Below are 14,728 nucleotides of genomic sequence, written 5' to 3'. Positions count from 1 at the left end.
TTCTAGCGCGCGGCGATAGCCGCTTCGATCCAGCTCGACAAGTTGTCGCTGATAGAGGAATAGACCGCACCACTGCTGGTTCCTGGAGGATCGTAGACGCGGGCGACGGCGGATAGCTTTCTACCGTCATTCAAGGTAAATGAATCAAATGGATTCGCCCCCGCCACCGATGGTTGCTGGTTGTGGTCCAGTAGTTTGTGGATACGTATCCCCAAGAGCCCCTTTCCGCTGTTCCATGATTGCTCGATCTCATATCGAATCCAGGGGCGATTTGCCGTTTCCGCGCCAATCAAAACAATGGTGCAGGTTCGCCCTTGCAATTGTTCGTCGATCCAGCGCTTGATCGCGGCGTCACCGCCTCGCTTCACCTCTTCCCATTTGTTATCGGTCGCTGACGGGTTGCCCTCCACAACGCCAATGTTGCGTATCTTGGAGGCGCGCCAACTGTCGCGCTGATAGTGAAAGCTGTAGAAGACTTTCCGTGGCATGAACAATCCTCGGTTAATGTTCTAGAGGCCAGTGCCGAGAAATGAACTAACTCGGTTTGCCAGTCAAGGGAACCGCTAGATGCGTATGGAAGAGCTGAGCGAAGTCCACATCTACGAGCGCTTCACCGGTGAAATAGCCATGATCCTTGGCTAGATTCAGCGCCGCTCCGCCCGGCGAGGACACCGGGAGCACCTTGGCGGCTGGATGGAATCGCCTGAAAAGCGCATGCTCGGTTTCTACCCCTTCCATTCCACCAATAAACACAGCAGCGCTGAGGTCTGCACGCGAGAGCATCTTTTCACGCATGACAAGCAAGCTCGCCGCTCTGTCATTGGGAACAGCGTCAGTGAGAACGACATTCTGGAAATGCTTGTTCTCTTCAGGGAACGCATCTGCAAAGAACTTGCTCTGATATAAGACGACAGACTGTGAGTAATCGACACCTAAGTCTTCACATATGCTCCAGATCATCGGGGTAATCGCAGGATGACCACCCCATATAATCTTGTGCTGACGAATGACTGCTATGACCAGTTCTCTCACCGCACATTGGATAAGAAATGGATTGGCCGTTTCGTGGTAAGTGCCACGTCCAACAAGTGGTACGCTGGCCGAGAGGAATATTGCGCTCATGGCTACGCCGCCCAGTCCGCGAATTGCCAACCCGCCTCGCTGGCTTTAACCCACTTGGCTGCGTGAATGTGCTGACCCAGCCAGTCTAGATGGCTCAGCCACCTGGGATGCAGGCCTACGTGATCGTAGACAACGGCAACGGATTGTTCCGGTGAATTCGTAGACGCATCGTGCAACGTAGTTGACGTGGGAACTCCGACCGTTGGATAAACAACTATATTCCGCCCATCCGGCAGTTGGACATAGACTGCTCTGTTGGCGCCCACTCCGAGAACTTGGCCGCCGATTGTTTGAATAGCGTTGCGCAAATTGCTCACGAGATTGACAGAGCGAACCGCATGGCTCTGGCTGCGAACTTCCTCCAACTGCAGACAGATGCGATCTACCGCACCGTCTGCGATGCGTCCGGTCGACGGATCAACTTCTTCGGGTAGCAGTTCTGCCCGACTGGCCGTCGCCGTACGCGCAGAAGGCGTTGTATCCGGCCACCCTACCTGCAGGACGCTTATGCCTTTTGACAAAGCGCGGCCGAATTCAGCACTTGTCCAACGGCTTTCAAAGTATCCTGGCGTGTCGAGCATCAGCAAGACATCTGAGTCACAAAGTCGATGCCATAGCATGGTCTGAAAATCTTCAGCAGGTGGAATGCCATGTGTATCAAGAAACACATCGAATAGCCTAGCAGACAGCGCATCGAATAACTGCAAGGCAGCTTCCCTAGCCTCGCCCCGCCGATAGCTTACGAACACCCGGCGCTGTCGAGGAAGGAGCCCTGCACATTCCAGCAAAGCAGTTGCGACACGTTGCGCCCCGCCAGCGGTGTATGCCAAGCAGTTGAGCGGTTGCAGCAAGGCGGGGATTTCTGCACCAACTCTATTAACGTCAGAGGCGACTGGAATGAGCGGGATGCCCCGTGCCAGCAGCCTTGCCACATTCGCAAGAGGAGGCTCATGACCTCCGAAAAATGCCGCCGCAGACGATCTCTGTTGGTCTGGATTGAATTCATCGGGGCAAACCTCCCATCCAATCTCATGCCCCAACCGCAAGTTGAAAAAGTCGACGGCCTTTCCGACGACCTCTTCAAGTTCGGAAATTTGAGCTGCGGTCGGGGTGCCAAGCAGGGCAAGTTGATATAGCGCTGTCATGCCGTTCCTCGCAATTGCGGTGTTCTGACTCTCAGACCGGGCGGGCCCCAATACTGGACCCTATCGACTTCTAATATATCCGATTTTAGGGTGTCACCGAATGAGATGTGCTGTTGCATTTCGCACGATGCTACTCTTTGCCGCTCGCCTTTATGCAATGGCTGATGGAACAGCCGATTCTCCATTGTCGAAAGTAGACTTGGGGGCGGTTGGTGTCCCGGCCAAAACTAGATATTAGATCCACCTTGGAATGGGTCTCAGAAGCACATACACGGCGAACGACCGCTTTGTAAACCACGACTACATTCAAACTAAAGGCTCAGGTGTCCGCATTAAGTCTAACCTTGCCAATGAAGTAGGGGCTACATCGGTAGGTCATGGCAAATGACAGAATCTGAGAGCCATATCTTGATGGTCCGCTCTGGCCGAACTTCGAACGCTCGAGCTTAAGTTGCGGCAGCTTGTACAACTAAGTTGTTGAGCAAAAGGGAGCTCGAAATTTTCGCTAGGATCAAAAGTGGCCAGACAAAACGGGGCGATTCTGTTGTTAAAAAAAACTAGCGAACTTGTTCACTCGGGTGAATAAAGCGAGATGTCATGATGATTCAAAAACATTCCATAAATGAAGACAGAAAAGCCACACGAGTCTCTACACTTGCTGCAAAGTTTGGCTTATAGACTCGTTTTGCGGGAAAGTGCGTTTTTTGCGGGAAAAGAAAAAGGGCTTCGATTTCTCGAAACCCTTCTTGTATATGGCTCCCCGACCTGGACTCGAACCAGGGACCTGCGGATTAACAGTCCGTCGCTCTACCGACTGAGCTATCGGGGAAAGAGCCGAGATTATAGCAGCGAAATTTTTTTGTGCAACCCTAAAGTCCTAATTTGGACAAATGAATTACAAATACCCCGCTGCCTGCTTAAACCTTAGGCAATTTCTGGTTTAACCCAGTGCTTTCGCAATACGATCACAGGCTTTTTCCAGGTTGCTCATGCTGGTTGCAAATGAAATGCGGAAGTAACCTTCAGCACCAAAAGCAGAACCAGGCACCACAGCAACACCTGCTTCCAGCAGGTAAGCCGTCAGTTCCAGATCGTTTGCAGCCTTGATCTTGCCCTCAGCCGCCAGCTTTTCAATCGCCTTGCGTGCATCCACAAATGCATAAAATGCGCCTTCTGCTTTCAAACACTGAATGGTGGGTACAGCATTCAAAGCCTTGGTCACAAACTCGTTGCGCTCGCGGAATGCAGCCACCATGGGCTTCAAACAATCCTGGTCGCCGTTCAGGGCGGCTTCAGCAGCCACTTGTGAAATCGAAGTGGGGTTGGAAGTGGACTGGCTTTGCAAGTTGGTCATCACATCGATCAGCTTGGCCGGGCCCGCTGCAAAACCAATGCGCCAGCCGGTCATGCTGTAGGCCTTGGAAACACCGTTCAACACAATGGTGCGGTCTTTCAGGGCCGGGCATGCGTTCACAATGTTCACGAATGGCGTACCAGTCAGGTTGATGTGCTCGTACATGTCATCTGTGGCCACCAGAATATTGGGGTGCTTCAACAGCACTTCGCCCAAGGCAGCCAGCTCTTCTTTGGTGTACACAGCGCCCGTGGGGTTGCTGGGGCTGTTGATCATGAACATTTTGGTTTTTGGCGTAATGGCCGCTTCCAGTTGGGCAGCAGTCATTTTGAAACCTTGCTCAATACCGGCAAACACCAGCTTGGGCACACCACCGGCAATTTCTACGATGTCGGCGTAGCTCACCCAGTAAGGCGCAGGAATAACCACCTCGTCACCATCGTTGATGGTCGCCAAAATCATGTTGAAAATACACTGCTTGCCGCCAACGCCCACCACCACTTCATTGGGCTTGTACTCCAGGCCGTTGTCGCGCTTCAGTTTGGCGATTACTGCGTTTTTCAAGCCAACTGTGCCGCCCACGGCGGTGTACTTGGTAAAACCGGCATCAATCGCTTTCTTGGCAGCTTCCTTGATGTGATCAGGGGTGTCGAAGTCGGGTTCACCAGCGCCCAAGCCGATAATGTCTTTACCCTCGGCTTTCAGTTGGGCCGCCTTGGCTGTCACGGCAAGTGTAGGGGAAGGTTTGATCGTAAGTGCGCGATTTGAAAGCATGATTCCGTTGTCTGGGAGTGAAAAAAGAAAAAGTCAAGTCTGGAAAAAAAACTCATTTCCGACGATAATGCAGGATTGGCTTATCACAAAACGCTGCAAAGTTTCTGCAGCCATCAGCCCAATGATGCAACTCCGTAATTCTACGGGATTGGCCAGAAGGTTCAACCCGTTGGGTTAATCATTGGCTAAAACCTGTGTGCTTTGTGGTTGCCTCGCATCAAGACTTGTAGTTTAACATGGCCCCTGGATTTATCAGTTACCCCAACAGCCCGTTCGAGCTTTACCAGCCCTATTCCCCGGCTGGAGACCAACCGACCGCGATTGAAAAACTGGTGGAAGGCGTCAACGACGGCGAAGTATTCCAGACCCTGCTGGGTGTAACAGGTTCGGGCAAAACCTTCACCATGGCCAATGTAATTGCCCAAACAGGCCGCCCTGCCCTGGTGCTGGCCCCCAACAAAACACTGGCGGCGCAGTTATACGCCGAAATGCGCGAATTCTTCCCGAAAAACGCCGTGGAATACTTCGTGAGCTATTACGACTACTACCAGCCCGAGGCGTACGTACCCAGCCGCGACCTGTTCATCGAGAAAGACAGCTCGATCAACGAGCACATTGAACAAATGCGGCTTTCAGCCACGAAAAGCCTTCTGGAACGCCGGGACACCATTATTGTGGGCACGGTCAGCTGCATTTACGGCATTGGTGACCCCTCCGATTACCACGCCATGATCTTGAGTATTCGCCATGGCGACAAGTTGAGCCAGCGGGATATCCTGAAGCGCCTTATTGCCATGCAATACAAGCGCAACGATCTTGATTTCACACGGGGTACCTTCCGTGTTCGGGGCGACACCATCGATGTGTACCCTGCAGAGCATTCAGAACTGGCTGTTCGCATTGACCTGTTTGACGATGAAATTGACGGTATTCAGCTGTTTGATCCATTGACCGGCAAAATTCGCCAAAAGCTGCCCCGTTTCACCATTTACCCCAGCAGCCACTATGTAACGCCGCGCGCCACCGTGCTGCGTGCCATTGAAACCATCAAGGAAGAACTGCGCGAACAGCTTGATTTCTTTGTAAAAACCGGAAAACTGGTCGAGGCCCAGCGCCTGGAACAGCGCACCCGCTTCGACCTGGAAATGCTGGCCGAACTTGGTTTTTGCAAAGGTATCGAGAACTACAGCCGCCACATGTCAGGCGCAGCGCCCGGTGAACCCCCACCCACGCTGATTGATTACCTGCCCAAAGACGGGCTCATGATCATTGATGAAAGCCACGTGACCATTGGGCAACTGGGCGGCATGTACCGTGGCGACAGGTCTCGCAAGGAAACACTGGTTAACTTCGGCTTTCGTCTGCCATCTGCAATGGACAATCGCCCCTTGCGTTTCGAAGAATTCGAGTCCAAAATGCGGCAAACAGTGTTTGTTTCAGCCACGCCCTCGAATTACGAGAAAGAGCATTCTGGCCAAGTGGTTGAACAAGTGGTGCGCCCCACGGGTCTTATTGATCCTGTGATTGAGGTGCGCCCTGCCACCACCCAGGTCGATGACCTGCTCAGCGAGATCCACGAGAGAACTCGCGCTGGCGATCGAGTATTGGTCACAACGTTGACCAAGCGCATGGCCGAAGACCTCACTGACTACCTCAGCGACAATGGCGTGCGCGTGCGCTATTTGCATTCAGACATCGACACCGTAGAGCGCGTAGAAATTATCCGCGACCTGCGTTTGGGTGAATTTGACGTGCTGGTCGGAATTAATTTGTTGCGCGAGGGCTTGGATATTCCAGAAGTGTCCCTAGTTGCAATACTGGATGCCGACAAAGAAGGCTTTTTGCGCAGTGAACGCAGTTTGATTCAAACCATTGGCCGCGCCGCCCGCAATTTGAACGGCAAAGCCATTTTGTATGCAGACCGGGTTACCAACTCCATGGAGTTGGCGATTGGCGAAACCACCCGCCGCCGCAACAAGCAAATTGAATTCAATACGGAAAACGGCATTACCCCGCGGGGCGTGAACAAGCAGATCAAGGAACTAATTGATGGCGTGTTCGATCCAAACGCTTCAAAGCAACGCAAGGCCGACAAGGCCATGGAAGTTGCACCGTTGGGTGAAAAGCAGTTGGCCAAAGAGATTAAACGGCTTGAGAAACTCATGCTGGACCACGCGAAAAACCTGGAGTTCGAAAAAGCGGCCCAGGCCCGCGACCAGTTGGGTTTGTTAAAAGAACAGTTGTTTGGCAGTAAGGGCGACTCCAATGTGACGTCGCTGGACGCCAAACGCAGCGCTTAGTTTGAAGAGTTTTACTTTAATGGGTTCAGGACAATAGGAAGCCAATATGAAAAGCAAAGTTTTGTTTGTGTGCATGGGAAACATCTGCCGCTCACCAACAGCGGAAGGCGTTTTCAGGCAGATGGTAAGCGAAGCGGGTCTTGACCATGAAATTTCTGTTGAGTCAGCCGGTACGCATGCCTACCATTTGGACAAAACGCCCGATCCCCGCGCGGTGGCTGCTGCTGCCAAGCGTGGTTACGACATTTCCAGCCTCATTTCACGCCAGGTCACATCCGACGACTTCCGCGACAGCGACATGATTTTGGCCATGGACTGGGACAATATGAGCCTGCTGCAACAGCAGTGCCCACGCCAGTACGCGCACAAAATTCAGTTGATGATGCGCTACGCCACTGAACACGACGAAGCCACCGTGCCCGACCCCTATTATGGCGGCCCCGATGGTTTCGACACCGTACTGAACTACATTGAAGACAGCTGCACCGGCTTGTTGGAAGTGTTGCGCAAACGCGTATTTCAGTTCGCTGCTGCATAAAGGCAACAGCCCGGCTTTGGCTGGGCGCTGAACAAAAAACCGCTGGCCTTGGCTGGCGGTTTTTCTTTGTCGACTCCCCGCGTCAAATCAAGGTTTCCCCTAATTTTTCAAACCGCCCGAATACTTGAGTAAAACAGTCAACTTTGCTATACTTGAGTGAAATAGTAGGAATTAAAAAGGGTTGCCATGCGATTGACCACGAAAGGCAGATTTGCCGTCACAGCCATGATTGATCTTGCCTTGCAGCAAGACTCAGGGCCGGTTTCGCTCGCCGGCATCAGCCAGCGCCAGAACATTTCGCTGTCGTACCTTGAACAGTTGTTCTCGAAGTTGCGCCGCCACGAGTTGGTCGAAAGCGTTCGTGGCCCAGGTGGTGGTTACCACATCGCCCGCGCCCTAAAGGAAGTCAGCGTGGCCGACGTCATTTTGGCCGTGGACGAACCCCTGGACGCTACGCAATGCGGCGGCAAAGAAAACTGCACCGACGAAGGCCAGTGCATGACGCACGACCTGTGGAGCAGCCTGAATACGAAAATGCTTGAATACCTGGGCTCGGTGACCTTGCAATGCCTGGTTGAAAAGCACAAACAGAAAGACGCGGAACGAACCATTCAGTTTCGCGAAAGGCCAGCGGCCAACAATGCCGCAGCCGTAACACGCGCACAGCACACACATTAAACAGCAGTTGATTGGAGCACACACATTATGAAGATGCCGATTTACCTCGATTACAGCGCCACCACTCCGGTGGACCCGCGTGTAGCCGACGCCATGATCCCTTTCCTGCGTGAAAGCTTTGGCAACCCGGCATCCCGCAGCCATGCCTATGGCTGGACCGCCGAGGAAGCCGTTGAAAAAGCCCGTGAAGATGTTGCCGCTTTGGTCAATGCAGACCCACGCGAAATCGTATGGACCTCAGGCGCGACCGAATCGAACAACCTGGCCATCAAGGGCGCAGCGCTGTTTTACGGCGAAACCAAAGGCAAGCACATCATCACTGTAAAAACCGAGCACAAGGCAGTGCTGGACACCTTCCGCGATCTGGAACGCCATGGCTTCGAAGCCACCTACATGGATGTTCAGGAAAATGGACTGGTCGACATGAATGCGTTGAAAGCGGCCATTCGCCCCGACACAGTGCTGATTTCGGTCATGTTCGTGAACAATGAAATTGGCGTGATTCAAGACATCCCCGCCATTGGCGAACTGTGCCGCGAGAAAGGCATTATTTTCCACGTGGATGCAGCACAAGCCACTGGTAAAGTTGAAATTGACCTGCAAAAGCTGAAAGTCGATTTGATGAGCTTTTGTGCTCACAAAACCTACGGCCCCAAAGGCATTGGTGCGTTGTATGTGCGCCGCAAGCCCCGCATTCGTATTGATGCGCAAATTCATGGTGGCGGTCACGAGCGTGGCATGCGTTCAGGCACCTTGGCCACGCACCAAATTGTGGGCATGGGCGAAGCATTCCGAATTGCCAAAGAAGAAATGGCCAGCGAACTGCCCCGCATGAAAGCACTGCGCGACCGCTTGCTGAACGGCCTGAAAGCCATTGATGAAATTTATGTGAATGGCGATCTGGAAAAGCGTATTCCACACAACCTGAACGTTAGCTTCAACTTTGTGGAAGGCGAGTCCCTGATCATGGCGGTGAAAGACATTGCAGTGTCTTCCGGTTCCGCCTGTACATCGGCCTCGCTAGAGCCTTCTTATGTGTTGCGCGCCTTGGGTCGTAGCGACGAACTGGCGCACAGCTCCATTCGTTTCTCGATTGGCCGCTTCACCACCGAAGCAGACATTGATTTCACCATCGAACTGATGAAAACCAAAGTGGCGAAGTTGCGCGAATTGTCGCCCCTGTGGGAAATGCACCTGGACGGCGTCGATTTGAGCACCGTTCAATGGGCAGAACACTGAAATACTTGAAGATTGAGGAGAAGTACCATGGCATACAGCGAAAAAGTTTTGGACCACTATGAAAACCCCCGCAACGTGGGTTCGTTCGAGAAGGGCGACGACGAAGTAGGCACAGGCATGGTGGGTGCACCCGCTTGCGGCGACGTGATGAAGCTGCAAATCAAGGTGGGTGAAGACGGCGTAATTACCGATGCAAAATTTAAAACCTATGGCTGTGGTTCAGCCATTGCATCGTCTTCATTGGTAACCGAGTGGGTCAAGGGCAAAACCCTGGACCAGGCTTTGGAAATCAAGAACACCGCCATCGCCGAAGAACTGGCATTGCCACCTGTAAAAATTCACTGCTCCATTTTGGCTGAAGACGCCATCAAGGCTGCAGTTGAAGATTACAAAAAGAAGCATGCCTGATCGTTGAAAAGTTGTTGAAAAGGAATTGAACACCATGGCGATTACATTGACCGAGCGCGCCGCCGACCACATTAGCAAGTTCCTGACCAAACGCGGCAAGGGAATAGGCTTGCGCATTGGTGTGCGCACCACCGGGTGTTCCGGCATGGCTTACAAGCTTGAATTTGTAGACGCTGTTGCCGATGAAGACAATGTGTTCGAGGCCCATGGCGTCAAGCTATTTGTTGACCCGAAAAGCATGCCCTACCTTGAAGGCATTGAACTGGACTTCGCACGCGAAGGCCTGAATGAAGGTTTCAAATTCAACAACCCCAACGAAAAGGCGCGCTGCGGCTGTGGTGAAAGCTTCACTGTGTAATGGCTGATTTAACCATTAAGTTAAGCGACAGCGATTTCGACATATTTGGGTTGCCCTGCCAGTTTGAACTGGACAGCGCAGCCCTTTCTGCTTCGTATTTGCGCCTTCAAAGCCAAACACACCCCGACCGTTTTGCAAATTCCAGCGCACAAGAAAAACGCCTGGCGGTGCAGTGGGCCACGCGGGTCAACGAGGCTTACAAGCGGCTGCAAAACCCCATGGAACGCGCCATTTACTGGTGCGAGCTACATGGTGAAAATCCGCGTGGGCAGCAAAGCAACTTGCCACCAGCGCTATTGATGCAGCAAATGGAGTGGCGCGAAGCACTTGAAGAAATAGAAGGTGTGGAAGCACTCGAAGACTTGCTGGACGAAGTGGCCATAGAGAAGAAGCGTTGCCTGGCGCTTATTGCACAACAAATTGACGGCGAAAAAAATGCGCAGACAGCCAACGCCACTGCGCAAGCCTTGCTGTTTATCGACAAATTCATGATTGAGTTGACCAGAAAACTGGAACAACTGGAGGACGCCAGCTAATGGCCTTGTTACAAATTGCCGAACCCGGCATGTCGACCGCCCCACACGAGCACCGGCTAGCTGTGGGTATCGACCTGGGCACCACGCATTCGCTGGTGGCCAGCGTGCGAAGCGGCAGTGCCGAATGTTTACCCGATTCTTCTGGCCGCGTTATTTTGCCCAGCGTGGTTCGCTACGGCGAAACCGGCGTGAAGAACATGGGCGAAGATGCCCTGGCCTGTGCCGACACCGACCCGTTCAACACGGTATTTTCCGTAAAACGCCTGATGGGTCGTGGCTTCAAGGACGTAGAAGGGTTGAACCTGCCCTACCGTGTCAAAGATTCAGGCGGCATGGTTGAAATTGAAACCGACCATGGTGTGAAAAGCCCGGTTGAGGTGTCTGCCGATATTTTGCGTGCCTTACGCAAACGCGCCGAAGCCACTTTGGGCGGAGAACTGGTGGGTGCCGTGATTACCGTGCCGGCTTACTTCGATGATGCGCAACGCCAGGCCACGAAAGACGCCGCTCAACTGGCCGGGCTTAATGTTCTGCGCCTGATTAATGAGCCCACTGCCGCCGCAGTGGCCTACGGTCTGGATCAAAAAGCGCAGGGGCAGTTTGTGGTGTTCGACCTGGGTGGCGGCACCTTCGACGTGTCCATTTTGCGATTGCAAGGTGGTGTGTTCGAGGTACTGGCAACGGGTGGTGATTCCGCTTTGGGTGGGGATGATTTTGATCGCGCCATGGCTGATCACTTTATTGCCACACACGGCTTTCAGGAGCTGAACCCACAACAGCGTTCGCGCCTGGTCATGGCGTGCCGCCGCGTGAAGGAACAAATTTCACACGAACACACCGCCTTCCTCAGCGTTGAATTCAAAAGTGGCGAAACCATTGCCGAAACAGTGACTGCCGAGCAATTCGAGACCATTGTTGAGCCTTTGGTAAAACGCACCATTCAGGCTGCACGCAAAACCTTGCGCGATGCAGGCCTGAGTACGGATGACATTGACGGTGTGGTCATGGTGGGCGGTTCTACCCGCATGCCAGTCATTCGCAAAGCAGTCAAAGCATTCTTTGGCAAAGACCCGTTGGTGAACCTGAATCCGGATGAAGTCGTGGCCATTGGTGCCGCAATTCAGGCCGACACACTGGCAGGCAACCGGAGTGATGATGAGCTGCTGTTGCTGGATGTAATCCCATTGAGCCTTGGTCTTGAAACCATGGGTGGATTGACTGAACGCGTGATCAACCGCAACAGCACCATTCCAGTGGCGCGTGCGCAAGAATTCACCACCTTCAAAGACGGTCAAACTGCCATGGCCATTCACGTGGTTCAGGGCGAGCGCGAGCTTGTGTCTGAAAACCGTTCACTGGCAAGGTTCGAATTGCGGGGCATTCCACCGATGGTAGCTGGTGCTGCGCGCATTCGCGTCACCTTTCAAGTCGATGCCGACGGCCTGCTGGCAGTCAATGCCATGGAAACCGGTTCAGGTGTTTCCGCCAACATCACCGTGAAACCCTCCTACGGGCTAGACGATGATCAAATTGCCGGCATGCTGAAGAACAGTTTTGAGTTTGCAGAAGCAGACATGAACGCCCGCCAGCTGCGCGAGCAACAAGTTGAAGCCATGCGCTTGGTGGAATCGGTTGAAGCGGCCATTGGCAAAGACCGTGACCTGCTCGAGGCCAGCGAACTTGAAATGATCCACGCGAGTGTCAATGCCTTGCGTGAACTGGCGCAGACCGACGACTTGCGCGCCATTGAAGAAGGCATTGAAGACTTGAGCCATCTTACCGAAGACTTTGCAGCGCGCCGCATGGATGCAGGTATACGCAAAGCATTGACTGGTAAAACCATTGACACTGTGAGCACTACCCTTGGTGGCGCTGCGAAGTAAACGCAATACAACAGAACACGAGAGATTGAGAAATGCCGATTATTAAAATTTTGCCCCATGAAAGTTTGTGCCCGGAAGGCAAAACATTTGAAGTGCCCGTGGGCGCCCAGCTTTGCGAAGCCATTCTGAAAAACGACATTGCACTGGAACACGCCTGCGAAATGAGCTGTGCCTGCACCACTTGCCATGTGGTTATCAAGGAAGGATTCAACAGCCTGACTGAAAGCGACGACGATGAAGATGATTTGCTGGACATGGCCTGGGGCCTGACGCCACAAAGCCGTTTGTCTTGCCAGGTGAAAGTGGCCGACAAAGACCTGGTGGTTGAATTGCCAAAGTACACCATCAACCACGCACGCGAAAATCACTGATCAAGGGGCACCCACATGAAATGGACTGACACACTGGACATTGCGCTGGAGCTAATTGACGCGCACCCCGATGTTGACCCGCAGTACATTCGATTCACGGATTTGCATGCATGGGTCTGCGCCCTGCCCGGCTTTGAAGATGACCCTGAAAAATCCAATGAAAAAATTCTGGAAGCAATCCAGATGACCTGGATTGAAGAACAGGACTGATTACAACAGGTCGTTGATCGGCAGCAGGGAATAAAAGAAAACAACCGCCTTTCGCCACAAAGTGGCCTTGGGCTCCAGGTTGTGAACAATCTCTTTTCCGCCCTGCCGTTCAATCCACACCAAGGCATCGTTTTCATCCAGACGAACCTCGTAGGCCATCACTGGCAGGGCCTGAAACGCCAAATCAATTTGAGTGGCCAAGCTTTCACTTTGAATCAGGAAACCCATTTCGGTATTCAGGTTCACGGACCGTGGGTCAAAGTTGAACGAACCTACAAACACCCGCGAACTATCGACTGAAAAAGTTTTGGTGTGCAGGCTTGAACCTGAAGTGCCCAACATCAGGTTCCGCCTGGTTCCAGTTTTTTGTACCCCTGAACTACTTTTCAATTCAAATAATTTAACGCCAGCTTTCAGTAACTCCACGCGTGTTTTCGCATAGCCCGAGTGCACCGCAGCCACGTCGGTCGCCTCCAGCGAATTCGTCAAAATTTGCACATTCACACCCGCTTTGGCCAAACGTGAAAAGAACGCAACGCCCCGTTCTGTGGGCACAAAGTAAGGCGACACCACACTCAGACTGAACCTGGGCTCTGCAATGAAATCGCGCAACTCACTGACCAGGTAATCTTCGCGACTGGCTTCATCAAGTCCCTTGGCAGGGTCATCGCTAACCATGCGCACCTGAGTCCACTGCAACGGTAACTTGCCGCGCAAAAAATCTTGTACAAACACAGATTCTCGAACCTGTTTTACGTACACGGCAGCACGCTCTTCTTGCTCTACAGTGAGTTGTTCACGGTCAATCTCATCAAGCACGGCCGGCTCCGAAGGAAGCAAAATTTTGCTGGCCGGATAGGCCGAATCGCTTGTCCAGTAGGCATCAAAGTCACGAGACACCGCATCAACCACTGCACCAACACACAGCACGTCAAGGTCAGTGAATAACTGAGCATGGCTTGCGCCAAAGTATTCATCCCCGATATTGCGCCCACCGGAAATGGTCACCATATTGTCCACGGTGAAAGCCTTGTTGTGCATGCGGCGGTTTACACGCGAGAAGTCGGTGATGTAGCCCAGCCACTTTGGATTGCGAATGACAAAGGGATTAAACAGACGCACCTCAATATTCGGATGTCGGTCCAGGCGGTTCAATTGATTGTCCAGGCCAGTGATACCGTTGTCATCCAGCAGCAATCGAACCCGAACGCCACGCTCTGCTGCAGCGAACAGTTCATTTAATATCAAGGTGCCCGTGGTGTCGTTGTGCCACAAGTAGGACTGAATATCGATGGTTTGTTCTGCTGTGCGTGCCAACGCAACCCGGCTTGCAAAAGCCTGTTTGGGGTCTTGCATGGGGTAAATGCCAGCCTTACCCCTGTTTTGCGCCAAGCGCCCTGACAAGGCTTTTCCAAGTGTTGTGACGCGGGCCTGCTCAGGGGCAAGTGCAGTTGACTGTGTTCGATCGTTCAACGGGGGCAAGGCACAGCCTTGCAACAGGGCCAGCAGAAAAAAAACGGCGGTCATTGCTTTGATTGCCATTTTTCCGCTCCAGTGCGATCACGCTAAGAGATCATTTCGACGCCGGGGGCAGCGCGTTCATGGACTGTAACACGCCCCGGGTAATCGCTTCTCGCTTTGGGAGGTCGCCCATGCGGTTGGGAGTGTCGATATTCAAAGCAAAAAACACGGGGCCAGTCGACCATTCAACGTAGCCCACCCACCAACCGAAGCTGCCCTCCCAGCCCGTTTTTGCGCGCAGTATCCAGTCCCGTCCGGCTTCTACAATAGTCGCTCCTGAATATTTCTGCA

At 52.9% G+C, this 14,728-nt stretch carries 16 protein-coding genes and 1 tRNA gene; 10 read left to right on the top strand and 7 right to left on the bottom strand.

Annotation, left to right across the window (positions count from 1 at the left end; translation table 11 throughout):
* Positions 1–2: 2 nt before the first annotated feature.
* The 5 genes from B4N58_RS15140 to B4N58_RS15120 all read right to left on the bottom strand — a co-directional run bounded on the left by B4N58_RS15140 (position 3) and on the right by B4N58_RS15120 (position 4,395).
* On the bottom strand, positions 3–488 hold the full coding sequence (locus B4N58_RS15140; RefSeq protein WP_291750576.1) for a TIR domain-containing protein: 486 nt from the start codon (positions 486–488) through the stop codon (positions 3–5).
* Between the two features lie 46 nt (positions 489–534).
* Positions 535–1,122 carry a hypothetical protein gene (locus B4N58_RS15135; RefSeq protein WP_105028676.1) on the bottom strand — a complete coding sequence of 196 codons (588 nt, stop codon included), beginning with the start codon at positions 1,120–1,122 and terminating at the stop codon, positions 535–537.
* 2 nt (positions 1,123–1,124) lie between these two features.
* A complete protein-coding gene (locus B4N58_RS15130) occupies positions 1,125–2,267 on the bottom strand; it encodes a toll/interleukin-1 receptor domain-containing protein (protein WP_291750575.1) in 1,143 nt (380 codons plus the stop codon).
* Between the two features lie 753 nt (positions 2,268–3,020).
* Positions 3,021–3,096, bottom strand: a tRNA-Asn gene (locus B4N58_RS15125).
* 111 nt (positions 3,097–3,207) lie between these two features.
* A complete protein-coding gene (locus tag B4N58_RS15120) occupies positions 3,208–4,395 on the bottom strand; it encodes a pyridoxal phosphate-dependent aminotransferase (protein ID WP_291743344.1) in 1,188 nt (395 codons plus the stop codon).
* Positions 4,396–4,631: 236 nt separating this feature from the next.
* On the opposite strand from B4N58_RS15120, the gene uvrB reads away from it, so the two are divergent.
* The 10 genes from uvrB to iscX all read left to right on the top strand — a co-directional run bounded on the left by uvrB (position 4,632) and on the right by iscX (position 12,916).
* Positions 4,632–6,695, top strand: a complete 2,064-nt coding sequence (gene uvrB, locus B4N58_RS15115; RefSeq protein ID WP_008251923.1) for an excinuclease ABC subunit UvrB — start codon at positions 4,632–4,634, stop codon at positions 6,693–6,695.
* Between the two features lie 46 nt (positions 6,696–6,741).
* Positions 6,742–7,233 (top strand): low molecular weight protein-tyrosine-phosphatase, encoded by a 492-nt coding sequence (locus B4N58_RS15110; RefSeq protein ID WP_291750574.1) that lies wholly within the window; start codon positions 6,742–6,744, stop codon positions 7,231–7,233.
* Between the two features lie 186 nt (positions 7,234–7,419).
* On the top strand, positions 7,420–7,911 hold the full coding sequence (iscR, locus tag B4N58_RS15105) for a Fe-S cluster assembly transcriptional regulator IscR (protein WP_291750573.1): 492 nt from the start codon (positions 7,420–7,422) through the stop codon (positions 7,909–7,911).
* A 27-nt stretch (positions 7,912–7,938) separates the two neighbouring features.
* Positions 7,939–9,150 (top strand): IscS subfamily cysteine desulfurase, encoded by a 1,212-nt coding sequence (locus tag B4N58_RS15100; RefSeq protein WP_291750572.1) that lies wholly within the window; start codon positions 7,939–7,941, stop codon positions 9,148–9,150.
* A gap of 27 nt (positions 9,151–9,177) precedes the next feature.
* Positions 9,178–9,558, top strand: a complete 381-nt coding sequence (gene iscU / locus B4N58_RS15095; protein WP_008251917.1) for a Fe-S cluster assembly scaffold IscU — start codon at positions 9,178–9,180, stop codon at positions 9,556–9,558.
* 34 nt (positions 9,559–9,592) lie between these two features.
* Entirely contained in the window at positions 9,593–9,916 is a 324-nt protein-coding gene (iscA, locus tag B4N58_RS15090) for an iron-sulfur cluster assembly protein IscA (protein ID WP_008251916.1), read from the top strand.
* Positions 9,916–10,452: a Fe-S protein assembly co-chaperone HscB gene (hscB, locus tag B4N58_RS15085; protein WP_291750571.1), complete on the top strand. Its 537-nt coding sequence runs from the start codon at positions 9,916–9,918 to the stop codon at positions 10,450–10,452. The genes iscA and hscB overlap by 1 nt, the downstream gene beginning before the upstream one ends.
* A complete protein-coding gene (gene hscA / locus B4N58_RS15080) occupies positions 10,452–12,335 on the top strand; it encodes a Fe-S protein assembly chaperone HscA (RefSeq protein WP_291750570.1) in 1,884 nt (627 codons plus the stop codon). The genes hscB and hscA overlap by 1 nt, the downstream gene beginning before the upstream one ends.
* Positions 12,336–12,367: 32 nt before the next feature.
* Positions 12,368–12,706 (top strand): ISC system 2Fe-2S type ferredoxin, encoded by a 339-nt coding sequence (gene fdx / locus B4N58_RS15075; RefSeq protein WP_008251910.1) that lies wholly within the window; start codon positions 12,368–12,370, stop codon positions 12,704–12,706.
* A 15-nt stretch (positions 12,707–12,721) separates the two neighbouring features.
* On the top strand, positions 12,722–12,916 hold the full coding sequence (iscX, locus tag B4N58_RS15070; protein WP_291750569.1) for a Fe-S cluster assembly protein IscX: 195 nt from the start codon (positions 12,722–12,724) through the stop codon (positions 12,914–12,916).
* On the opposite strand, the gene B4N58_RS15065 is transcribed toward iscX, so the two are convergent.
* Together B4N58_RS15065 and B4N58_RS15060 are read right to left on the bottom strand one after the other, a co-directional pair.
* Positions 12,917–14,458: a phospholipase D family protein gene (locus B4N58_RS15065; RefSeq protein WP_291750568.1), complete on the bottom strand. Its 1,542-nt coding sequence runs from the start codon at positions 14,456–14,458 to the stop codon at positions 12,917–12,919.
* A gap of 31 nt (positions 14,459–14,489) precedes the next feature.
* On the bottom strand, positions 14,490–14,728 hold a 239-nt coding region (locus tag B4N58_RS15060), incomplete at its 5' end, for a penicillin-binding transpeptidase domain-containing protein (protein ID WP_291750567.1).

It is taken from the genome of Limnobacter sp. UBA3528 (assembly GCF_002377005.1).
Classification (GTDB): domain Bacteria; phylum Pseudomonadota; class Gammaproteobacteria; order Burkholderiales; family Burkholderiaceae_B; genus Limnobacter.
This window is presented reverse-complemented; position numbering and strand designations above follow the sequence as displayed.